This window comes from Chelatococcus sp. HY11, from assembly GCF_018398335.1.
In the GTDB taxonomy this organism is placed as follows: Bacteria; Pseudomonadota; Alphaproteobacteria; order Rhizobiales; family Beijerinckiaceae; genus Chelatococcus.
This window is the reverse complement of the sequence record NZ_JAHBRX010000001.1, coordinates 4,299,063-4,317,802: the sequence shown is the minus strand read 5'-3', so window position 1 is coordinate 4,317,802 and position 18,740 is coordinate 4,299,063. Positions and strand designations below refer to the sequence as shown.

Annotated in this window: 30 protein-coding genes; 24 read left to right on the top strand and 6 right to left on the bottom strand. The window is 61.8% G+C overall.

Translation table 11 applies throughout. The features are described 5' to 3' along the window. Positions 1-13: 13 nt before the first annotated feature. From KIO74_RS19705 to KIO74_RS19690, 4 genes are all read right to left on the bottom strand, one after another. Complete coding sequence (locus KIO74_RS19705) at positions 14-541, bottom strand: hypothetical protein (protein WP_213333531.1); 528 nt, start codon at positions 539-541, stop codon at positions 14-16. 117 nt (positions 542-658) lie between these two features. Then, positions 659-967 carry a hypothetical protein gene (locus KIO74_RS19700; protein WP_213333530.1) on the bottom strand — a complete coding sequence of 103 codons (309 nt, stop codon included), beginning with the start codon at positions 965-967 and terminating at the stop codon, positions 659-661. After that, the gene (locus KIO74_RS19695; RefSeq protein WP_213333529.1) at positions 964-1,233 is read right to left on the bottom strand and encodes a hypothetical protein; all 270 of its coding nucleotides are present in this window, start codon (positions 1,231-1,233) and stop codon (positions 964-966) included. The genes KIO74_RS19700 and KIO74_RS19695 overlap by 4 nt, the downstream gene beginning before the upstream one ends. A 75-nt stretch (positions 1,234-1,308) precedes the next feature. After that, a complete protein-coding gene (locus KIO74_RS19690) occupies positions 1,309-2,238 on the bottom strand; it encodes a helix-turn-helix domain-containing protein (RefSeq protein WP_249731076.1) in 930 nt (309 codons plus the stop codon). Between KIO74_RS19690 and KIO74_RS32705 the strand changes: the two genes are divergently transcribed. Genes KIO74_RS32705 through KIO74_RS19655 form a run of 7 tightly spaced genes read left to right on the top strand, consistent with a single transcriptional unit; the run spans position 2,171 to position 6,754 of the window. Continuing rightward, entirely contained in the window at positions 2,171-2,329 is a 159-nt protein-coding gene (locus KIO74_RS32705; RefSeq protein WP_363317692.1) for a hypothetical protein, read from the top strand. The two genes, KIO74_RS19690 and KIO74_RS32705, sit on opposite strands and share 68 nt — an antisense overlap. Further along, positions 2,329-2,628: a hypothetical protein gene (locus KIO74_RS19680; protein WP_213333526.1), complete on the top strand. Its 300-nt coding sequence runs from the start codon at positions 2,329-2,331 to the stop codon at positions 2,626-2,628. Before KIO74_RS32705 ends, KIO74_RS19680 begins: the two co-directional genes overlap by 1 nt. 13 nt (positions 2,629-2,641) lie before the next feature. Beyond that, positions 2,642-2,830 carry a hypothetical protein gene (locus tag KIO74_RS19675; protein WP_213333525.1) on the top strand — a complete coding sequence of 63 codons (189 nt, stop codon included), beginning with the start codon at positions 2,642-2,644 and terminating at the stop codon, positions 2,828-2,830. Positions 2,831-2,839: 9 nt separating this feature from the next. Beyond that, positions 2,840-3,424 carry a helix-turn-helix domain-containing protein gene (locus KIO74_RS19670; RefSeq protein ID WP_213333524.1) on the top strand — a complete coding sequence of 195 codons (585 nt, stop codon included), beginning with the start codon at positions 2,840-2,842 and terminating at the stop codon, positions 3,422-3,424. Further along, positions 3,421-4,923 carry a DEAD/DEAH box helicase gene (locus KIO74_RS19665; RefSeq protein ID WP_213333523.1) on the top strand — a complete coding sequence of 501 codons (1,503 nt, stop codon included), beginning with the start codon at positions 3,421-3,423 and terminating at the stop codon, positions 4,921-4,923. The genes KIO74_RS19670 and KIO74_RS19665 overlap by 4 nt, the downstream gene beginning before the upstream one ends. Further along, positions 4,920-5,855 (top strand): toprim domain-containing protein, encoded by a 936-nt coding sequence (locus tag KIO74_RS19660; RefSeq protein WP_249731075.1) that lies wholly within the window; start codon positions 4,920-4,922, stop codon positions 5,853-5,855. Before KIO74_RS19665 ends, KIO74_RS19660 begins: the two co-directional genes overlap by 4 nt. Beyond that, the gene (locus KIO74_RS19655) at positions 5,852-6,754 is read left to right on the top strand and encodes a hypothetical protein (RefSeq protein WP_213333522.1); all 903 of its coding nucleotides are present in this window, start codon (positions 5,852-5,854) and stop codon (positions 6,752-6,754) included. The genes KIO74_RS19660 and KIO74_RS19655 overlap by 4 nt, the downstream gene beginning before the upstream one ends. Positions 6,755-6,842: 88 nt before the next feature. Here KIO74_RS19655 and KIO74_RS19650 read toward each other — a convergent pair whose 3' ends face one another. Both KIO74_RS19650 and KIO74_RS19645 read right to left on the bottom strand, forming a co-directional pair. Beyond that, a complete protein-coding gene (locus KIO74_RS19650; protein WP_213333521.1) occupies positions 6,843-7,142 on the bottom strand; it encodes a BrnA antitoxin family protein in 300 nt (99 codons plus the stop codon). Then, on the bottom strand, positions 7,139-7,387 hold the full coding sequence (locus tag KIO74_RS19645; protein ID WP_213333520.1) for a BrnT family toxin: 249 nt from the start codon (positions 7,385-7,387) through the stop codon (positions 7,139-7,141). The genes KIO74_RS19650 and KIO74_RS19645 overlap by 4 nt, the downstream gene beginning before the upstream one ends. Before the next feature lie 118 nt (positions 7,388-7,505). On the opposite strand from KIO74_RS19645, the gene KIO74_RS32700 reads away from it, so the two are divergent. The 17 genes from KIO74_RS32700 (at position 7,506) to KIO74_RS19565 (ending at position 18,714) form a co-directional block, all read left to right on the top strand. Then, complete coding sequence (locus KIO74_RS32700; protein ID WP_213333519.1) at positions 7,506-7,970, top strand: endonuclease domain-containing protein; 465 nt, start codon at positions 7,506-7,508, stop codon at positions 7,968-7,970. A gap of 94 nt (positions 7,971-8,064) precedes the next feature. After that, positions 8,065-8,190, top strand: a complete 126-nt coding sequence (locus tag KIO74_RS32280; protein WP_283772135.1) for a hypothetical protein — start codon at positions 8,065-8,067, stop codon at positions 8,188-8,190. Further along, positions 8,166-8,441, top strand: coding sequence for a hypothetical protein (locus tag KIO74_RS19635; RefSeq protein ID WP_213333518.1), 276 nt, complete (start codon positions 8,166-8,168; stop codon positions 8,439-8,441). Before KIO74_RS32280 ends, KIO74_RS19635 begins: the two co-directional genes overlap by 25 nt. Further along, on the top strand, positions 8,431-8,808 hold the full coding sequence (locus KIO74_RS19630; protein WP_213333517.1) for an HNH endonuclease: 378 nt from the start codon (positions 8,431-8,433) through the stop codon (positions 8,806-8,808). The genes KIO74_RS19635 and KIO74_RS19630 overlap by 11 nt, the downstream gene beginning before the upstream one ends. 250 nt (positions 8,809-9,058) lie before the next feature. Continuing rightward, the gene (locus tag KIO74_RS19625) at positions 9,059-9,475 is read left to right on the top strand and encodes a hypothetical protein (RefSeq protein WP_213321431.1); all 417 of its coding nucleotides are present in this window, start codon (positions 9,059-9,061) and stop codon (positions 9,473-9,475) included. Then, positions 9,460-11,022: a terminase large subunit gene (locus tag KIO74_RS19620; RefSeq protein WP_213333516.1), complete on the top strand. Its 1,563-nt coding sequence runs from the start codon at positions 9,460-9,462 to the stop codon at positions 11,020-11,022. Before KIO74_RS19625 ends, KIO74_RS19620 begins: the two co-directional genes overlap by 16 nt. A gap of 26 nt (positions 11,023-11,048) precedes the next feature. Next, entirely contained in the window at positions 11,049-12,305 is a 1,257-nt protein-coding gene (locus KIO74_RS19615) for a phage portal protein (RefSeq protein ID WP_249729461.1), read from the top strand. Beyond that, complete coding sequence (locus tag KIO74_RS19610) at positions 12,289-12,897, top strand: HK97 family phage prohead protease (protein WP_213333515.1); 609 nt, start codon at positions 12,289-12,291, stop codon at positions 12,895-12,897. The genes KIO74_RS19615 and KIO74_RS19610 overlap by 17 nt, the downstream gene beginning before the upstream one ends. Positions 12,898-12,956: 59 nt before the next feature. Next, positions 12,957-14,231, top strand: coding sequence for a phage major capsid protein (locus tag KIO74_RS19605; protein WP_213333514.1), 1,275 nt, complete (start codon positions 12,957-12,959; stop codon positions 14,229-14,231). 51 nt (positions 14,232-14,282) lie between these two features. After that, positions 14,283-14,468, top strand: a complete 186-nt coding sequence (locus KIO74_RS19600) for a hypothetical protein (RefSeq protein WP_213333512.1) — start codon at positions 14,283-14,285, stop codon at positions 14,466-14,468. A 1-nt stretch (position 14,469) separates the two neighbouring features. Then, the gene (locus tag KIO74_RS19595) at positions 14,470-15,096 is read left to right on the top strand and encodes a head-tail connector protein (protein WP_213333510.1); all 627 of its coding nucleotides are present in this window, start codon (positions 14,470-14,472) and stop codon (positions 15,094-15,096) included. A gap of 14 nt (positions 15,097-15,110) precedes the next feature. Beyond that, entirely contained in the window at positions 15,111-15,431 is a 321-nt protein-coding gene (locus tag KIO74_RS19590) for a hypothetical protein (RefSeq protein ID WP_213333506.1), read from the top strand. After that, on the top strand, positions 15,431-15,577 hold the full coding sequence (locus tag KIO74_RS19585) for a hypothetical protein (RefSeq protein WP_213333504.1): 147 nt from the start codon (positions 15,431-15,433) through the stop codon (positions 15,575-15,577). Before KIO74_RS19590 ends, KIO74_RS19585 begins: the two co-directional genes overlap by 1 nt. Next, positions 15,577-16,176, top strand: a complete 600-nt coding sequence (locus KIO74_RS19580; protein ID WP_213333496.1) for a hypothetical protein — start codon at positions 15,577-15,579, stop codon at positions 16,174-16,176. The genes KIO74_RS19585 and KIO74_RS19580 overlap by 1 nt, the downstream gene beginning before the upstream one ends. 4 nt (positions 16,177-16,180) lie before the next feature. Beyond that, positions 16,181-16,591: a phage tail terminator-like protein gene (locus KIO74_RS19575; RefSeq protein WP_213333495.1), complete on the top strand. Its 411-nt coding sequence runs from the start codon at positions 16,181-16,183 to the stop codon at positions 16,589-16,591. Between the two features lie 84 nt (positions 16,592-16,675). Beyond that, positions 16,676-18,151 carry a phage tail tube protein gene (locus KIO74_RS19570; RefSeq protein WP_213333494.1) on the top strand — a complete coding sequence of 492 codons (1,476 nt, stop codon included), beginning with the start codon at positions 16,676-16,678 and terminating at the stop codon, positions 18,149-18,151. Between the two features lie 107 nt (positions 18,152-18,258). Next, positions 18,259-18,714 carry a phage-derived protein YdaY family protein gene (locus tag KIO74_RS19565; protein ID WP_213333493.1) on the top strand — a complete coding sequence of 152 codons (456 nt, stop codon included), beginning with the start codon at positions 18,259-18,261 and terminating at the stop codon, positions 18,712-18,714. Positions 18,715-18,740: the final 26 nt, after the last annotated feature.

Genomic DNA, 18,740 nt, shown 5'->3' with positions numbered 1-18,740 from the left:
GGCCGGGATCTACTCACTTTGCGTTCTCCATGATCTCGGGTGGCGGGCGTAGGCCAGCACGGATGAATTGCGGGACAAGGCTCCGGTTAAGCTGCCGCTTGAGATCGGCCGCGCGATCGTCGTCGCCGTTGGCCTTGGCCTTGTTGATCTCGACGTGGAGCCACCACGAACCGCCCGGCTGGATCCACGCCCATCGGGAATCGTGTGATTTCGGATCGTCGACGCGTGCGCGGTGCTGGTCCAGCGTGGTCGGCCGCCAGCGATATTGCGACCTGACCATGGCGAGGCCGTAGGATCTGACATTTAGCAAGTTGCCGAACACGGCGGGCGCGCTCGGGACCTCCTGGTACCAGTATGACCAGTTCATCCGCCAAGCGACCTTACGCGCGGCCCTGAGCACGGCTACGCGGTGCTTCTTTTCAATTCGGTTGATGCCGGGATAGACGATGCGTGCGAGCTCCTCGACGTCGAATGTCTCTTCCTGGTGGTCCTCAAATGTCTTGGCGATGGCCTGCTCAATTCGGCCCGGACCTCGGCTCATCTATATGCCCTTAAGTGTTGGCGTCGCGGCAACGTTGTCGCGAGGGAAGCATTTATTCGGGTTGGCGGTATGTGTTTCCTTCGCGACAGCTTGTCGGGTTGGAAACACTTACCAAGGCTACGTTTGGGGAGCGAAACCCTGTCCGTGAAGCCGACGGACAGTTCTGCAGAGGTCGGCGAAGAACAGCTCCGGCAGGCCGCTGCCATTCAGCTGCTCTGCGATATCTTCCTCGAAGGCAGCCAGCTTGATCATGAAGCCGCTCATTGTGTCGGCCGGCTCTTTGACGATCGCCTTCTCAAGGACGTGGACCCGACCCATGATCGCGTCACCCTCATCATCGGACATGTCCGGGTTGCTCTCGAATGTCGCAAGCTCGCGCGAGAGCTTTTCATAGAGGCTCGCGAGCGTCTGATCGCGGCCGGTCATAGCGGCGCATCCGCGAAATCCCAGTCTTCCGCTGGCTCCAGAGACACACCGGCCGTGGAGAGAACGTCCAGCGCCCTGGTACTCGGTGGCGTCTGCTCGGTGACGTCGAAGACGACACTGTCAGCCGGGACGAACCGCCCGAGCCCCATCTCGTACTGGAGCATGCGCAGCTCCGAATGCAGGAAGGCGGCGTAGCGGTAGCAAAGCTCCCGATGGCCGATGCCGGCTGGCGTGGGCTCATCGGTGATCGTTTGGGGAGAGAACAAGGCGGCCTCCATCGGGTGGCGATGGAGAAGTTTTAAATCCAAAGGTGGTTAATAGTCAACAACCAAATTACGTCACTATCGAATAATGCGCGCCACTACGCGGTGGACCGCTATCACATTTGCCTTCAAGACCGGGAACGTGAGGCCCATCAGAGGCCGCATATCGTCCGCCTCATCTTCCTCGTCTTCATTCGGCCGATTATACTGATGCAAGACGTAAGCGTCTTGTCTCGGTCTCTCAAACCGGGCGATGATAGCGCTGTACGACTGTTTCCCGTGCGCTCGCGCGTAGACGGCGACGTCGGTGCCTCTGATGGGCGGAAGCCGAGGATTTATAAGGATTATGTCGCCGGCTCGGTAAGCAGGAAACATTTCATCGCTGACCACCATCAACGCATAGGCGTCCGGAAGCGCGGGAATCCCCGGTGATGCTGGTATAAATTCTATTGCGCGATCCAGTGGCGCGGGTAGCGCGACGAATTCTGCATCGGCGGCGAAGACCGGTATCGATCCCGAAGGGACCGAATGCACCGGAGGCCCTGGTTGGTAGGCCGGGGCCACCAAGCCGAACCACTCGGCGCCCCCTGCTTCAATATCCTTCGGATCGATACCGAGCACAGCAACGAGGTCGGGGAGCTTCCTCGGACGCTCAACCCGCCCCCGCTCGATCTTGTCGATCGATGCCTGCGACATGCGCACCTTCCGCGCAAGCTCGGCCTGCGACAGGCCAAGCTCCATACGGCGCTCGCGGATTTTCTCGAACCACTTCATGGCGACAACCTTTACAACAGCCAGTTGCGTACCGATATCGGAATATGGTAGTTGTGGAAACCGAAACTCAAAGTAGTGGTTAACGGCCGACATGAAACAGGACGAACTTATCCGCGCCGCCATCGCGATACGGGGCTCAGAATCAAAGCTGGCACTAGCTTGCGGCGTGTCGCAGGCTGCCATCTGGAAGGCAAAGCGTGCGGGCCGCGTGTCGCCTCGCTTGGCTGCTGCCATACACCGAGCGACCAACGGCTCAATACCAAAGTGGAGACTTTGCCCGGACGTCTTTGACGCGCCCGGTGCTGAGATCGGGGTAACCGCCTGATGGCGGCCCCGTGTCACAACGCGCGCCACGCGCGTGAAGGCGAATTCGTCACCCTTGGCGATGCCATGAACGCGGCTATCTCGACGGCGGCCGGAACATGGGCATCTGATCCGAAGATCACCGACGCCGAACGCGCGCGCCGCGAGATCCTGACCCTTCGATGGCAGGTCGAGCAGCTACAGGCCCGCATCGTTGAGCGGGAGCGTGTCGTGCTTGCCTACGAAGAAGAGATCAACGACCGCCGCGCCCGCGCGTGGGTTGAAGGCATCGAGCCGGTGCCAGTCCAGCAAGCATCCTAGCAAAGGATTTCACATGAGCACGGACAGCGGGCAGACCGAGATTCTGCCTCATCAGCAATCGATCGCGATCGAAGTGTACACAGAGGGGTTCACGCTAGTCCAAGACTGCCAGCACATGGGGGAGCAGCGCATCTTTGTGGCGCGCCAGAACATGGCTTCGCTGATTGAGGCGATGCAGCGCTATGCCTCTAAAGGCAAGTGAGGCGCAAGTATGAGCGGCGCCGCCATGATCTGGGCACGACAACAAAAAGTCGGCGCCCCCCATCTCCATGCTCTCTTAAATGCCTTGGCCGCTCGCGTCGGCAATGATGGATCGACCTATGTCAGTCAGGCGACCATCGCCCGGGACCTTGGCCTGAAGGATCGACAGGTCCGACAGTCGCTCGCCGTCCTGACCCGGCTCGGCGTCATTACGAGGGAACAACGGAACGCGGGGAACAAGGGTCGCCTCTCCGATCGGATTACGTTGGCCTTGGACAAGACGTTCGATGTCTGTCGCGGTGATCTCCGGAAGGTTACCCGTCCCGTCGTAACCGGCAGTGCAGTGCCGGTGGCAGCGAAATCCGTAACCGGCAGTGTAGTGCCGCACCCCCCGGCAGTGGAGTGCCAGGGAAAACTACAGGAAATATACAAACACCCTAGCCAAGAAGAGGAACTGACGTTTCAGGAAGAGGCTCCACGTACGCGAGAGGCAGGGCTCGGACGTCCGGTGCTTCGGGTGGTGGCGGGTGGCCTCGCTTCCTCTGGCTGGGGATCTTCCATCGGCGACGCTGAGCAGATCGAGGTGCGGGCATGAGGCCGCTCTACGACCACCAGGTGAGCGCGCTGGCGTTGATGCGGCAGTCCCTGATGGCAGGGAACAAGCGCATCATGCTCCAAGCGCCGACAGGTTTTGGAAAGACGCTTCTCGCGACGGCTGTCGTCGATGGTGCGCGGAGAAAAGGGAACCGCGTCGTTTTCTGCGCCCCCCAGATTTCGCTCATCAACCAGACCCTTGAGGCCTTCGAGAAGGAGGGGCTTACCGGGATCGGCGTGATCCAAGCGAGCCACCCACGGACCGACCCTTCACAGCCCATCCAGATCGCGAGCGTCCAGACGTTGAGGAACCGCCAGTTGCCTGCCGCTGACGTGGTGGTCATCGACGAGGCGCACGTCATGCATGACCTGTACCGGCGGTGGATGAATGACGCGGACTGGCAGAAGGTCCCGTTCATCGGGCTATCAGCCACGCCCTGGGCGCGGGGCCTCGGTAAGCACTACGACGATCTCATCATCGCCGCGACGACCGGCGACCTGATCGAGCGCGGCTACCTGTCGCCATTCCGCGTCTTCGCGCCGTCGCATCCCGACCTGACCGGCGTGAAGACTATCGCGGGCGACTACCACGAGGGTCAGCTATCCGAGGCGATGGATAAGGGCTCCCTCACCGCCGACATCGTTCAGACCTGGCTTGAGCGTGGCGAGAATCGTCCGACCCTGTGCTTCGGTGTCGACCGTGCTCACGCCCAAAAGCTACAGGCTCGTTTCGAGGCTGCTGGCGTTCGCACCGGCTACATCGACGGAAGGACCGAAATCGAAGATCGAGAGAAGGTCGAAGCTGATTTCCATGCTGGCAACATTCAGGTCGTCTGCAACGTCGGGTGCCTTACCACCGGCATCGACTGGGATGTCCGGTGCATCATCCTTGCCCGTCCGACCAAGTCGGAAATGCTCTACGTCCAGATCATCGGGCGCGGTCTGCGCACGGCCGAAGGCAAGGCTGACTGCCTGATTCTCGATCACAGCGACACCACCCTGAAGCTCGGCTTCGTCACGGACATCCGCCACGAGCATCTGGACAACGGTGATCCGAAGAAGTCGTCGGGATCGACGCGCGAAGAAAGGCCGGAGGCGCTGCCGAAAGAATGCCCGAGCTGCACCTTCCTCAAGCCGGCGAAGGTTCATGTCTGCCCGAGCTGCGGCTTCGCCCCTCAACGGCAATCCCAGATCGAATGTGCGCCGGGTGAGCTGATCGAGCTGTCGTCGCGCGGCAAGGCGAAATCGAAGACGGAAGCCACCATGGCCGAGAAGATCAGCTTCTACGCCCAACTCAAAGGCTATGCCGAGCGTCGGGGATACAAGGGCGGCTGGGCTTACTACGCCTACGTGGAGAAATTCGGCGTGAAGCCGAAGGACCCCCGTCTCAACGATGTAAGGCCGCAGGAGCCCTGCAACACCGTGTTGAACTGGGTGAAATCCTACAACATCAGGAAGTCCATGGGCCGGAAGCTCGCCGAACGTGGAGCTGCCGCATGAGCATGGCCACATTCAGAGATCGGGCTCGCGGCAAGTGGCTGGGCATCCTCCCGAAGCTGGGCGTGTCACCTGAGTTCCTGACCGGCAAGCACTGCCCCTGTCCCATCTGTGGCGGCAAGGACAGGTTCCGCTTCGACAACAAGGACGGCCGTGGAACCTACATCTGCTCGAAATGCGAGGCAGGAGACGGCGCTAACCTCGTCATGCTGGTTAAGGGCTGGGATTTCCGCCAGACGGCCGATGAGATCGACTCCATCCTCGGCGATATTCCGGTGCAGGAGTTCAAGCAAAAGCGCGACGACAAGGAAAGCCGCGATGCCAGCGTCAAGCTTTGGAAGGCGACGACCGAGGTCAAGCGCGGCGACCACGTCGATCGGTACTTGAGAGCCCGTGGAATCGCACTGGAAGAGTTCCCGTCGTGCCTCCGATCGGTGACAGAAATGTTCCACTCATCGGATGCCGGCACCCTGTACCCGGGGATGGTGGCGGTTGTTTCTGCCGCCGTCGATGGGAAGAACGGCACGCTTCACCGGACATACCTGACGCTTGACGGACGGAAAGCGCCTGTTGAGCCACCGCGCAAGCTCATGCCGGGACAGGCGCCCCATGGCGGGGCTGTGCGGCTTGCCGAGTTTACCGACACGCTCGGGATAGCCGAGGGGATCGAGACAGCCTTGTCCGCATCGATCCTGTTCAACATGCCTGTCTGGTCTGCCTTGGATGCCGGGAAGCTAGCGGGCTGGCAGCCGCCTGAAGAGGCAAAGCGCATCGTGATCTTCGGGGATAACGACCTGAAATACGCGGGCCAGAACATGGCCTTCTCTCTGGCAAGGCGCCTCGCGGACAGCGGCCGTGACGTGTCTGTCGAGATCCCCCGCGACATCGGCACCGACTGGAACGACGTTCTCATGATGGAAAGGGCAGCAGCTTGAAGACAGTCCATGAGCGCAAGGCAGAGGCAGAAGCGAAGGCGGAACGCTGGGAGCGCAGCGCAGACCGGCACCGGCTTGCTGCCGAGCGTGCCCGCGCGAAGGGGCATCATGACCGCGCCGTCAAGCATGAGGCCCTGCACGCCCGTGCCTTCCGGCTGCTCACGAAGGCCAAGCGCGCGGTGAACCGATATGCGCCCCTGTCCGCCTATGCGCGGGGTGCGGATCGTCTTGCCGAGCGCATCCAGGGCGCCACCGCGAGGCTGAACCGCGAGCGCAAGGACGAGGCGAACACGATGCGCCGTCGTCGCCATCGCCGCGAGGATCTGCACGGGAACGACGGCCGTATCGAGATCGGGCACAAGGACGTCAAGGATCCATACGAACCTGACAAGCGCCTCCGCGTCACCATCAACGTCCGCGAGAGCCCGCTTGAGATCCTGAAATCACGGCGCCGCATCGACGATGCCGAGTATGAGGCGGGCCAATGGTTTCGGGCCGTGTACGAGCGCGCTTCCATCGGCCCGCTGACGGCCTTCGATCCGACCAAAGAGCCGGTTGACGGTGGCGGCTTCAGCGATCCCCTTTCCGATTCGACGATGCAGGCCAGCCGCGATCTTCGAGCGATCCTGCCTGTGGTGCGGCGCGAGGGATACTTGTTGCTGACGTCGATCGTGGGTCAGGGGCAGGCTATCGCCGAAGTCGCAGCGATATGGGGCCGGACGGTAATCACGACCGATGGCGGAAAGCCGCGCTGGCAAAAGTCAGCAGAGGCGATCGTGACCGCCCGCTTGATCGAGGCGTTGCGGGAGGTGGCAGAACATCGCGGCGTTGCCGGCCCCCGACATGGCCTGTTGCGTGCCGCGCGGGAGCTTGGATCAAGCGATAGCGAGGCCGCTTGACACGGTCGACCGAGATTGGTACAAATCAGGAACTTGGATTTTTGCGCCCGGATCGCTTCATGCGGCTCCGGGCGTTGTCGTTTCGGGCCTAGACGTTGGCCTTTTCCAGCAGCTCTGACATTTTGACCCGCCAGTCTTTCCCGGCCGCTTTGAACCGGGCGACGGTAGCGGGATCAAGGCGCAAGGTCACCGCCTCCTTCGGTGCGGCGACCCTTGGCCGTCCCCGAGCACGCTTGATGCTGTCCATCAGGTCCGGGAAAGCCTTCGCAAACGGCTTGGCTTGAGCAAGCTGCTCGTCGGTTGCTTCGGGTGCATCGGGATCGCTGGCGATCTGCCGCTGGATCCGGGCTTCTTCCACATCGGTGATGTGCTTGGTTCGCTTCGTCATAGGATGCTCCTTTCCTTCCGGCTTGCCGACCGCATCGAGATAACCGACAGCGCTTCCGAACCGAGGGGGCGAAACACCACGGCGATGATGATCTCGCCCCGGAATTCTCCGATAGCCATGAAGCGGCCAGCTTTTGCCGGGATCACCATGGACGAAGCGAAGAACTCGACATCGAGGTCGGCAAAGTCGAGCCCGTGCTTTCTGAGGTTGGTCTGCCGCTTGGCTTCGTCGTAAGTGATCATCATGTATTTTTTGTACACGAAAAATAGGTAAGCGTCAAGAATATTCGTGTACGAAAATTGGGTGAGTTTCTGCGGTCACAAGCCCCGGTGGGCTGCCCGGTCTAACTGCCTGGAGCTGCATATGAAGGTATGCTGCTCCTGCAAGCTGCAACATCCGTTGGAAGCCTTCTCCCGTAAAGCTGCGTCTCCGGATGGACGGCACTCAAAGTGCAAGGCGTGCCACAATGCTTATGTGAAGTCGGTCTGGTATCCGGCCAATCGTGAGAAGCAGGTACGATCATCGAACAAGTGGAAGCGCGACAACCCGGACAGGGTTATAGCAAACCGTCTTCGCGTCCCCGTCTCCCAAGTGATCAATGCGAAAAGCCGTAGCGGCGGTTGCTGCGAGGCATGCGGCGCACGTTCCCCGCTCGTTGTCGACCATTGCCACGAGACGAGTGTAGTGAGAGGGATCCTTTGTTCGCCGTGCAATGTTGCGATCGGGATGCTTGGTGACAAGCCGTTGGCTGTGAAAGAGCGGATCCAGTTAATCGCAGCCTATCTTGACAGGCACTTACAAAACCATGGGTACGCGCGGCCCCAATAGTTCGACCCCGAGGGCCGCAACCAATGCACGCTGTCGTCATCGCCCTCTGGTGGCACTCCACCTATCGAGCATGGGCTGAGCTATGGGGACGGACATGAAGCAAGGCGTCATCATCACGATGGTTGTGCTCGGTCAGATCCTGTCGGTCATTGGCGTGGTGCTCTGGCTCGCCATCCTCCCAACGATGGGCCTCATGTGGTGGGCAGGCTGGCTGAAATGATGGGCCATCGCGAGCCGCTGACTAACGGCGACGAGGTCGACTACCTGACCCGCACCCGCCATTGCTACAACCGGCCGCGGAACCTGCCCCAGATCAAGCGGGGCTTTACGAAGCGCATCCGTCGAGCGGCCAAGGTCGAGACACTGACCGAGGCTGAGGATGCGTGGTATCGCCGTTTCGAGGATTACAGCGGTTGGGACGCATTCGTCGCCGCTCGGGTTCGGACTGCCATCGAGGCCCATGACCTCTGATCACCAGCGCCTTCGCCGCAAGCGTGAGCACGATGCGAAGCGCAGGGCCGAACAACCATGGCGAGCCTGGTACAGCCTCCCCGCATGGCGTCACCCTGAGACGGGACTGAGAGCACACCAGCTGAGACGCAAGCCCCTGTGCGAGCGATGCGACCAGCGAGGCATCATCACCCCGGCTGACACGGTCAACCACGTCAAGCCTCACAAGGGCGACTGGACACTGTTCATCGACCCGACGAACCATCAGAGCGTGTGCAAGGCCTGTCACGACAGCATCGTCAAGGCTGAAGAGATGCGAGGCTACGCGATCGGCAACGATGTGAACGGCAGGCCCCTCGCGGCCGATCACCCGTGGAACCGCACATAACCACGTGCCGAGTTCGGGCCGACCCCGGCTTCGAGATAGTTACAGACGCAACCGATTTGATCGTGTCATTTTGAATCATTTCCGATCATTTCGTCTGAAACCATCTATGGCGTGTCAAAATGGGTCATGTTGCGCCGCACAACGGTCGATGTTGCGGTGCGGTAGGGGGCGGGTCATTTTTGCAACATTTCCGGGGCGCCGACCGACTGGGGCCCCGACTTGAGCAAAACCCGTATAAAAAAGGTTTCACATGGCGAAACGCGGCCGAGTTCCGGCGGCGTCATTGGCCGTTGCCTCGATCCCGACGATCGAGACCATCGAGCGTCCTGATGCCCCATACGATCTGACTGACGAGCAGGCAGATGAGTGGTGGGCGGTGGTCAATCGCATGCCGGTTGACTGGTTCCCCCGCGAGACGCACGGGATGCTGGCGCAATATTGCCGCCATGTTGTTCGAGCCCGACGCCTCGCCCAGCTGCTCAACAAGCTGGAGACATCCGAGGATATCGACGTGAAGGAATATCGCGATCTCCTTCGATCGGAGGAGGAGCAATCGCGGGCCATCTCGTCGCTTGCCACGCGCATGCGCATCAGCCAGCAGGCAACGGTTCGCGCTGAACAGGCACGCAAGCCCACGACGATGAAGCCACCGTGGCAAGACGTGTAAAGGCCAAACCCGTTCGGACACGTGCCGAGCGCAACATTGCATGGATAGAGGAACATTGCCGGGTGCCGGAGGGGCGCCTTGTCGGGAAGCCGGTCAAGCTCCGGGAGTGGCAGCGCGATATCATTCGCGGCATCTACGACCAGCCGACGCGTCGCGCGATCATCAGCTTCGGCCGTAAGAACGGCAAGACGGCGCTCAGTGCCTTCCTTCTGCTGCTCCATCTGTGCGGGCCAGAGGCGAAACCGAATTCCCAGCTGTACAGCGCGGCTCAATCACGTGAGCAGGCGGGCATTCTGTTCAACCTGGCTGCCAAGATGGTGCGCCTGTCGCCGACGCTCAGCGCCTATGTGAACCCAGTCCAATCGAGCAAGCAGCTGCTATGCGCTGAACTCGGCACGATCTATCGAGCCTTGTCGGCTGATGCTACGACCGCATACGGGCTATCACCCGTGTTCACGGTGCATGACGAGCTTGGCCAGGTGAAGGGGCCGAAGTCGGAGCTGTACGAGGCGCTTGAGACGGCGACCGCCGCGCAGAGTGACCCGCTCTCGATCATCATCTCGACGCAGGCGCCGACTGATGCGGATCTTCTGTCCGTGCTGATCGACGATGCCAGGACCGAGGCAGACCCTCGGGTGCGCTTGTTCTTGTACTCGGCGCCAGAGACGGCGGACACATTCAGCGAGGAAGCCATCAGGGCAGCCAACCCGGCTTTCGGCGACTTCCAGAACGAGGTGGAAGTGTTGGCCATGGCGGAAGACGCCAGGCGCCAGCCATCTCGGCAACCGGAATTCGAGAACCTTGTCCTTAACCGGCGCGTCGAGATGTTCGCGCCGTTCGTGTCGCGCCCGGTGTGGCAGGCGAATGCGGGCGACGGCGTTGCTGATTTCGAAGGGCTTCCGGTGTTCGGTGGCCTCGATCTATCGGAGACGACCGACTTGACGGCTTTCGTCATGGTGGCGCCATCGAAAGGCAAGTGGCACGTCCGCCCGACGTTCTGGTTACCGGGTGAGAACCTGAGAGAGAAGGCCCGAAAAGACCGCGTTCCGTATGACGTGTGGCGTGATCAGGGCTTCCTCCAGACAGCGCCCGGTCGGACTGTCGATTACGAGTTCGTCGCCGAGCATCTGCGCCACGTCTGCGACCTCTACGACGTCCGCCAGATCGCCTTCGACCGGTGGAACTTCCGGCACCTCAAGCCTTGGCTGGTCAAGTCAGGTTTCAGCGATGCCGAGATCGAGGCCCGATTCGTTGAGTTCGGCCAAGGCTTCCAGTCGATGAGCCCAGCGCTTCGCGACCTGGAGGCCGCGCTTTTGAACGAGCGTCTTGTCCACGGGATGCACCCCGTTCTGACCATGTGCGCCGCCAACGCGGTGGTGCAGCCGGATCCAGCCGGAAACCGGAAACTGACCAAGGCCAAGAGCCGAGGCCGCATTGACGGAATGGTCGCCCTGGTAATGGCCATGAGCGTGGCAGCGACCCACGAAGAGGAAGTCATCATGACATCACCGTGGGACGATCCCAACTTCAGCCTGGTGTCCGCCTGATGTGGCCATTCAACCGCTCACAGCCCATGACGCCACCGGTTCAGACCGAGTGGAGGTCAGCGAGCATCGAGAACCCGACCGTAAAAGTTAGCGAAGAGAACTTCCTCGCGTTCTTCGGGCAGTCGTCAGCCAATCTGCCGAGCGTCACGATCGACAGCGCCTTGCGGGTGCCGGCGGTGCTGGCGGCGGTATCGTTTCTCTCGCGGACGCTGGCCTACCTGCCGCTGCACGCGTATCGAGACACCGACAAGGGCGCCGTCAAGGTCGGGGGCAAGCTTCAGACGATCGTGCGCGACGCGCCGAACCCGGAGATGGGCAGCTTTAAGTTCCGGCAGTATTTCTGGCAGCAGGTGTTCACCGGTGGGCGGGGGCTCGCCTGGATCGAGCGCAGCGGGTCGTCAGTCGAGAACATTTGGCCCATCAATGCGAAGAAGGTCACGATCAAGCGCCGCGGTCTCAAGCTTGTCTATCAGTTCGAGGGCAAGGAGTACCCGGCAGAGGACATCATCGACGTCGCGTTCATGCTGAAGGATGACCAGACCGGGCATCATGGACCGATCCAGATGGCCGCGAAGGCAATTCAGCTCGCTCTGGCGATGAACGATTACGGAAGCCAGTTCTTTGCCGGTGGAGGTGTGCCGCCGCTTGCTCTGACGGGTCCGCTTGCGGCTGGCGCTGATGGCATCAAGCGTTCGATGGATGACACCTGGCGCGCGATCGAGGCCGCCAAGAAGTCAGACAAGCCCGTTTTTGCGATCCCGCCAGGCTACGAGCTGAAGCCTGTCGGTTTCGATCCGGCAAAAGGCCAGATGATCGATGCCCGCCGCTTCCAGGTGGAGGAATTTGCCAGGGCTTGGCAGCTGCCCCCGGTATTTCTGCAGGATCTCACTCGTGCGACCTTCACCAACGCCGAACAGCAGGACCTGCACCTCGTCAAGCATCTCATCGGCCATTGGGCTGGCGCCCTCGAAGACGAGATGAACCTGAAGCTGTTCGGGCGTGGACGCGGCTCGCGGTATGTGCGGCATAACCTCGACGGCATCATGCGCGGTGATCTGAAGACCCGTATCGAGGCGATCGCCCGTGCCGTTCAGACGGCGCAGATGACGCCGAATGAAGCCCGCGCCCTTGAAGAGCGTGCCGCGCATAGCAACCCGGCCGCTGACGAACTTCTTGTGCAGGGCGCCACGGTGGTTTTGGGACAACAGCCCGAGCGTGGGATTGGCGATAACGGCGGGCCGCCTCTGGACGACAATGGAGAGCAGAATGCCGCAGCAGCCTGAAGCGGAAATCCGCTCGCTCGTGCGTGACGTCGAGCATCGCGCTGACGATGCTGGCAAGATGACAGTGGCGGGCTACGCTGCCGTGTTCGGTGAGATCGCCGATATCGGGGGGCATTTCCGCGAAGTGCTGACGCGCGGCGCCTTTGAGAAGACATTGGCATCGTCGGACGTCCGCGCCTACTTCGGACACGATCGCGGCCGTGTGCTCGGTCGGAAATCGGCCGGCACGCTACGCCTTCGGGAAGACGAGAAGGGCCTCGCTGTCGAGATCGACTTGCCGGACACCTCCGATGGCCGGGATGCCAGGACCCTTATTGAGCGCGGCGACATTTCCGGGATGTCCTTCGGCTTCGTCGTGACAAAACAGGAGTGGGACGAGACAGGCGAAACGCCGCTCCGCACCATTCGTGAGGTCATCTTGGACGAGGTGTCGATCGTCTCGGAACCGGCCTACGACGGCACGTCGATCGCCATGAGATCCTTGGACGCCGCCCGGAAGGAACGCCGCCAGCAGAATTTCAACGCCGCGGCTCGACGCCTCGGCATGAAGGTCACCCTCGACTTGACGTCGAGGAGTAAAGCGCGGGCCTGAGCCCCGCCCAACCGCACACCCGGCCCGCTTCGCGCGGGCTTTTTTATTGGAGGATGGCGATGGACAATCGCATCAAGGAATTGCGGGACCGGCAGGCGAAGCTTGTCACCGAGGCCCGCGAACGTCTCGACCAGATCAACGGCACCACGGACGAGGCCCGCGTCAAGGAGCTGGAGAGCCAGCACGACGCCGCGATGGCAGAGCATGACCAGATCGAGGCTCGTATCAAGCGCGAGGAGACCCTTGCCGCGATCGAGAAGCGTGACGAGGAGCGTCGTGCCCGCATGCGTCCGGCGCCCGGTGACGGGGAGGCCCGCGGCTCCGATGACGGCACCCCGCTGGAATATCGCCAGGTATTCCACAAGTTCCTCGCGGTTGGCGGCGACCCGTCCGAACTGAACTCGGAAGAGCGCGCCGTTCTTCGCCGGGGCGCCGAGGCAAAGGCTGAGTTTCGCGCTCAGACGGCCGGTACGACGACCGCGGGCGGCTTCACGGTCCCGACCGAGCTTGCCGGCTTCATCATCAAGACGATGAAGGCCTGGGGGCCGATGTACGATGAGGACATCTGCACCGTCCTCAACACGTCGAGCGGCAACCCGATCAAGATCCCGACCGTCGATGACACGGCCGTCACTGCTGAAAAGCATACGGAAGCAACGGCCCTCACGGACGACGGCGGCAAGGACGTCACCTTCGGGCAGAAGTCCCTTGACGCCTACGTCTACGACACCGAGTTCATCCGCTTCTCCATGGAGCTGGCGCAGGATTCGATCTTCAACGTCGAATCCCTGCTGGGTGACCTGCTCGGTGAGCGCCTCGGCCGCCTGGCTAACAAGGAGCTGACGGTCGGCGACGGCACTGGCGACCCCAACGGCATCGTCACGGCGTCCAGCCTCGGCAAGACCGCCGCCGCCACCGCCGCGATCACCAGCGACGAGATCATCGATCTTCTTCACTCGGTGAATTCGGCCTACCGGCGCTCTCCCAAGTCCCGGTTCATGTTCGCGGATACGACCCTCGCGGCAATCCGTAAGCTGAAGGACGGTCAGGGTAATTATCTCTGGCAGATGGGGGACATCACCACTGGCGAGCCCAGCACCCTGCTTGGCTACCGCTACAGCATCAATGACGACATGGATTCGCTTGGAGCGGCCAAAAAGGTCATGCTTTTTGGCGATTTCAGCAAGTATTTCGTCCGAAAGGTCGGATCTCCCGTCATTGGCGTCCTTCGCGAGCGCTTTTGGCCGGATCTCGGCATCGCTGGCCTCATCCGCTTCGATGGTGAGCTTGGCGACACTGCCGCGGTGAAGCACCTCATCACCGCCGCTTCGTAACCAACGTTGGCGCCGTACATCGCGGCGCCAACCCCTTCCGAGGTGATCCCCATGAAGATCAAGATGCTCGTCGGCATCGCCGGCACTGACTTCGCCCTGTCTCCCAATGAGGAGACGGATCGCTTCTCGACCAAGGAGGCGACGCGGATGATCGAGGCCGGCATGGCTGTTCCCGTCAAGGATGACGAGAAGGTCGAGCGCGCTACGAAGAAGCCCGCACCGGAAAAGCGGGGCTGATATGTGGTATCCGGCGACTGTCGTTATTCCCCCGGACGGCACGGACCCGCTCACCCTTGAGCAGGTCAAGCGCCAGTGCGGCATTGCCTTGTCCGATACCGAGTTGGACGACACGCTGGAACTCATGATGAAGGCCGCTCGCGGCCATGTGGAGCGTTATTGCTCGATCTACGTTCCGTCTCAGACGGTCGTGGTGAAGTGCGACAGGTTCTGTGATTTCACGCGGGTTCCGGTGGCGCCTGTCCAGTCTGTGGAAACGATCACGTACGTCGACACGACGGGCGATGACCAGGTCCTCGATGACGAGGCATTTGAGCTCCGCAATGACGGAATGACTGTCTCGATCGTCCCGGCTCACGGCACGCGCTGGCCAGCTATCCAGCCCGGATCCCGAATTATTGTCCGTGCCGTCGTCGGTTTCGAGACGGTGCCAGCCGAATTATTGTCCGCGATGCTTCTCCATGTTCGGTCGCAATACGGCATGACCGGCTCCGACGTGAACCTGAAGAAGAAGGTCGTCGACGGCATCGGCTCCCGCGAATGGGACATGACAGGAGCGGTTGACGCGATCACCCGCCAGGCTGTGGCGAACTTCCTCGAGCCCTTCCGTTGCTGGCCACTGGCATGATGAGCCCAGCTGACATGATCGCCGATCTCGACGCCATCTTGGCGGAAGACGGCACCGACATAGTGTTCCGGCAGATCCATAAGGCCCCGACGCCTCACGTGGACACCCCAATCAAGGGTCATGTCCGGGACGTGGACGGTAGTGAGAACGGCAACGGCGTGGCGATCGTCCGCTCGGTGGTGATCATCTCGCCCACCGGCCTCCCGGCTATTCCGAAGCGCCTCGATCAGATCCTCGTCGATGGCAAGGCCCGCACTGTCCAGATGCCGCGCGTGAAGCGTGTACAGGGTCAGGTGGTGCGCATCGAACTCGACTGCGAAGGTGTGCCGGGCTGATGAGCCGGTTTCATCGCAACGCCATCGCCGTCATTTTCACTGTCGTGTTCGGCGGTGTGGCTGTCGCGATTGGCCTCGCCACATGGGATGAATGCCGAGCGTTCGGGCACAGCGTTCTGTATTGCATCAGGGGGCAGATGCGCTGATGGCCGTCAAGGTGAAGGTCGACCCGATCGATCGTGATATTGCTCTTGCCCTTTCGTCGAGCGTTGGGCCTGAAGCCCGTAGCAAGATCATCGCTGACTTTGCCCGCGAGGAGCTTGCTAAAGCGCAGGCACAGAACAAGCAGGCCCTTGGTCACGAGACGCCTCACACCGCCTTCGTCGACGGCAAAGAAGGGGCTCCCCTCGATAGCGTGAAGCCGGACGGCCGAATCGTCTTTGAATTCGACCTGATCAACGAGATCTTCGCCTGGATTGGCGAGCAACTGGTCCTGCACTCTCCCGTCCTCACGGGCCGCTATCGTGGCTCCCATAAATTCTATGCGGACGGCGTCGAGATCGAGCCCGGTCTGAACGTTCCGGATGCTCAGGAATATGCCTTCGTCAACATCCAGCCCTATGCCCGTAAAATCGAGCGCGGCCTCTCTGAGCAGGCTCCGGACGGCGTCTTCGAGGCTGTCGCCGCGCTCGCCAATGCCCGCTTCGGCAACATGGCTCGTATCCGCTTCTCATACCGGACGGTTGCCGGATCCAAGAAAGATCCGGACAGCAGGCAGCCGGCTGTCATCATCACATTGAGGTAGCGGGATGCCCAGCAAAGCAGTCGCCGACGCCGTCGAGGCGCGGCTTGCCGCTCTGTGGACGCGGTGCCCCGTGTTCGACATCAACGAAGAGCCAACGGGCCCGGAAGACGGGTCCGCCTTTCTGGAAGTCCAGTACCCCGTCGCGAACCGGGGGCAGATCACCATCGGAGCGCCGGGCAACAACGTCTTTCGTGAGGAAGGCGCCATCCGCTTCGTCCTTCGCACCGAGCGCGGCCAAGGACGAGATACGGCGCTCGCCTGGGCTGACGAGCTGGCGCTGATCTTCCAGGCGAAGCAGTTCGGTGGTGTCACCACCTGGGCGCCGTCACCGCCGACGCTCGATAGTCGGAACTACGCGGACAACTACTTCACGGTGACTTTCGCCGTTCCCTACTACGCCGACACCCTCGGCTGATCCCTTCGACAATTCACCGGCGGGCTGATCGCTCGCTTTTCTCGGGTCGCATGCGGCTCCCGCACGACCATAAAGGAGGCCCGCATGGCCGATCTGCAGTCAACCAACCGCGTCAAGCTCGCCAAGGTCCGTGAAGTCACCGCAGGCGTCACTCCTCCGAACCCTGCCTTCAAGGAAATCCGGCAGACGTCGAGCGGTCTCAATCCCTCACCCCAGACCGTCACCTCGAATGAGATCCGCGCTGACCGTCAGGTCGCTGACCTCATCCTCGTTGGATATCAGGTCGCTGGCGATGTCGGCGGTGAGCTGTCCTTTGGCGCAGCGGATGATGATTTCGAGGAAGCGCTCCAGGGTACGTGGGCGAGCAAGCCCGCGATCGTCGTTGCGACCGTTGACACCGAGATCTCGGACGTCACCGCGACCACCGTCACCGTCGCTTCGGGTGGCGCGGCCTTCAAGGCTGGTCATCTCGTCGCGCTGAGCGGCCTTCCCACGCCAGCCAACAACAAGCTGGCCCGGGTCACCTCGTCCACTGCGACGACCATCGTGTTCCCGGCTGCCACCTTCGCGATCGAGGCTGATCCGATCCCTGTCGGTGCAGCAGCGCGTGTCGTTGGCTTTGAAGCGGCATCTGCTGACGTGGCGGCCGTGACGGCAGGCGGCAACGGCCTGACCGCGACGGCCCTCGATTTCACCACACTCGGGCTCAACGTCGGCGAATGGGTGAAGATCGGCGGGACCGCCACGGGTACCCAGTTCGGGACCGCCGCGAATAATGGATGGGCTCGTGTGTCGGCCATCGCCGCGGGCAAGCTCTCATTCGATCAGGTTCCGGCCGGTTGGAATGCCGACACGGGCACGGGCAAGACGATCCAGATCTTCACCGGCGACTTCCTGAAGAACGGCACGACGAAGCGCTCCTCGACCTTCGAGCGCCAGTATCTCGATCACTCCCCGGTCAGCTACGAGTATTTCCGCGGCCTGGAGCTGAACACGCTCAGTGTCAGCGCCCCGGCGCAGCAGATCGCGACCTACACCAAGGGCTACATCGGGCGATCCTCTGAAATTGTTGCGACACGGGTCTCGGGTGCGACGGATGTCGCTGCGACCACGGGCGACGTGCTCAACACCTCGTCCAATGTGGGCCGCATCGGCATCGGCGGCGTTGCGGTCACCGGCCCGAACTTCGTCATGTCGGCGACCATTGAGGTCAACAACAACCTGCGGGCACAGAACGCCGTGGGCTCGATCGGTGCGGTTGGCATCGGTAACGGCGAATTCGCGGTGACCGGCACGCAGGAACTCTACTTCGGCGACAAGTCGATTTACGAGCAGGTGACCAACAACACGGCCTCGAACTTCAGCATCCTTTTCGGCCGCCAGGATGGGACGCGTCCCTCGATCCTGATCGATCTGCCGTACACGAAGTATTCGTCCGGTTCTCCCTCCGTCAGCGGCAAGAACGCCGACGTGATGCTGTCGGCCAACTTCCAGGCCATCCGTCACCCGACGCTTGGCTACACCATGGCGGTCCAGCGCTTCCACTACCTGCCGGCCTAATCCGGCCCCACCGACGTCGTGAGGTCCTGGACGGATCCCTCGCGGCCGGCGGGAGGCGGGTCACAGCGCCTTCCGCCACCCTTTCTGTGACAAGGAGACCTTTTTCAATGGATATCAAGAGCATCAAGGTTGACAGCGCGGTCATCGAGACCGGCGAATGGGTCGACAAGATCCCGGAGATGGGCGACCTGCGCCTGAAGGTGCGCGGTGAAGGCAACGAGGATTTCAAGCGTTTCCTCAATAAGGCCTTGCGCAACGTCCCGAAGGGCGCCCGTCACCGCGACGGCACCGTCCCGCCCGCACTGATGGAGAAGATCGTCGGTGAAGCCCTGCTTGAAACGGTACTGATCGACTGGGCAAATCTCAAGAGCGGGGATGAGGAGGTGCCATATAGCAAGGATCTTGCTCGCACCTTCCTCACCGACAAGGACTATCGCCATTTCCGCACGTCGGTGCTGTGGGCCGCAGCCTTTGTGGCGGGCAGCAAGGAGCACGCGGACGAGGACGACGGGGACGCCGACGCGGCCGATAGCTACCCTTTTCCCGCCTCCGGGCAGCGGTAGAGTGGCAGCAGGCCTGGAGCCGTCAT

Bases quoted from the DNA above. Each gene is read 5' to 3' on its own strand.
- KIO74_RS19605 (WP_213333514.1), top strand. From the start codon at position 12,957: ATGGACAATCGCATCAAGGAATTGCGGGACCGGCAGGCGAAGCTTGTC.
- KIO74_RS19650 (WP_213333521.1), bottom strand. From the start codon at position 7,142: ATGACGAAGCGAACCAAGCACATCACCGATGTGGAAGAAGCCCGGATC.
- KIO74_RS19575 (WP_213333495.1), top strand. From the start codon at position 16,181: ATGCCCAGCAAAGCAGTCGCCGACGCCGTCGAGGCGCGGCTTGCCGCT.
- KIO74_RS19660 (WP_249731075.1), top strand. From the start codon at position 4,920: ATGAGCATGGCCACATTCAGAGATCGGGCTCGCGGCAAGTGGCTGGGC.
- KIO74_RS19680 (WP_213333526.1), top strand. From the start codon at position 2,329: ATGGCGGCCCCGTGTCACAACGCGCGCCACGCGCGTGAAGGCGAATTC.
- KIO74_RS19595 (WP_213333510.1), top strand. From the start codon at position 14,470: ATGTGGTATCCGGCGACTGTCGTTATTCCCCCGGACGGCACGGACCCG.
- KIO74_RS19570 (WP_213333494.1), top strand. From the start codon at position 16,676: ATGGCCGATCTGCAGTCAACCAACCGCGTCAAGCTCGCCAAGGTCCGT.
- KIO74_RS32280 (WP_283772135.1), top strand. From the start codon at position 8,065: ATGAAGCAAGGCGTCATCATCACGATGGTTGTGCTCGGTCAGATCCTG.
- KIO74_RS19585 (WP_213333504.1), top strand. From the start codon at position 15,431: ATGAGCCGGTTTCATCGCAACGCCATCGCCGTCATTTTCACTGTCGTG.
- KIO74_RS19645 (WP_213333520.1), bottom strand. From the start codon at position 7,387: ATGATGATCACTTACGACGAAGCCAAGCGGCAGACCAACCTCAGAAAG.
- KIO74_RS19610 (WP_213333515.1), top strand. From the start codon at position 12,289: ATGCCGCAGCAGCCTGAAGCGGAAATCCGCTCGCTCGTGCGTGACGTC.
- KIO74_RS19600 (WP_213333512.1), top strand. From the start codon at position 14,283: ATGAAGATCAAGATGCTCGTCGGCATCGCCGGCACTGACTTCGCCCTG.
- KIO74_RS19690 (WP_249731076.1), bottom strand. From the start codon at position 2,238: ATGGCAGCAGCCAAGCGAGGCGACACGCGGCCCGCACGCTTTGCCTTC.
- KIO74_RS19700 (WP_213333530.1), bottom strand. From the start codon at position 967: ATGACCGGCCGCGATCAGACGCTCGCGAGCCTCTATGAAAAGCTCTCG.
- KIO74_RS19625 (WP_213321431.1), top strand. From the start codon at position 9,059: ATGGCGAAACGCGGCCGAGTTCCGGCGGCGTCATTGGCCGTTGCCTCG.
- KIO74_RS19565 (WP_213333493.1), top strand. From the start codon at position 18,259: ATGGATATCAAGAGCATCAAGGTTGACAGCGCGGTCATCGAGACCGGC.
- KIO74_RS19665 (WP_213333523.1), top strand. From the start codon at position 3,421: ATGAGGCCGCTCTACGACCACCAGGTGAGCGCGCTGGCGTTGATGCGG.
- KIO74_RS19615 (WP_249729461.1), top strand. From the start codon at position 11,049: ATGACGCCACCGGTTCAGACCGAGTGGAGGTCAGCGAGCATCGAGAAC.
- KIO74_RS19630 (WP_213333517.1), top strand. From the start codon at position 8,431: ATGACCTCTGATCACCAGCGCCTTCGCCGCAAGCGTGAGCACGATGCG.
- KIO74_RS19590 (WP_213333506.1), top strand. From the start codon at position 15,111: ATGATCGCCGATCTCGACGCCATCTTGGCGGAAGACGGCACCGACATA.
- KIO74_RS19705 (WP_213333531.1), bottom strand. From the start codon at position 541: ATGAGCCGAGGTCCGGGCCGAATTGAGCAGGCCATCGCCAAGACATTT.
- KIO74_RS32700 (WP_213333519.1), top strand. From the start codon at position 7,506: ATGAAGGTATGCTGCTCCTGCAAGCTGCAACATCCGTTGGAAGCCTTC.
- KIO74_RS19670 (WP_213333524.1), top strand. From the start codon at position 2,840: ATGAGCGGCGCCGCCATGATCTGGGCACGACAACAAAAAGTCGGCGCC.
- KIO74_RS19675 (WP_213333525.1), top strand. From the start codon at position 2,642: ATGAGCACGGACAGCGGGCAGACCGAGATTCTGCCTCATCAGCAATCG.
- KIO74_RS19580 (WP_213333496.1), top strand. From the start codon at position 15,577: ATGGCCGTCAAGGTGAAGGTCGACCCGATCGATCGTGATATTGCTCTT.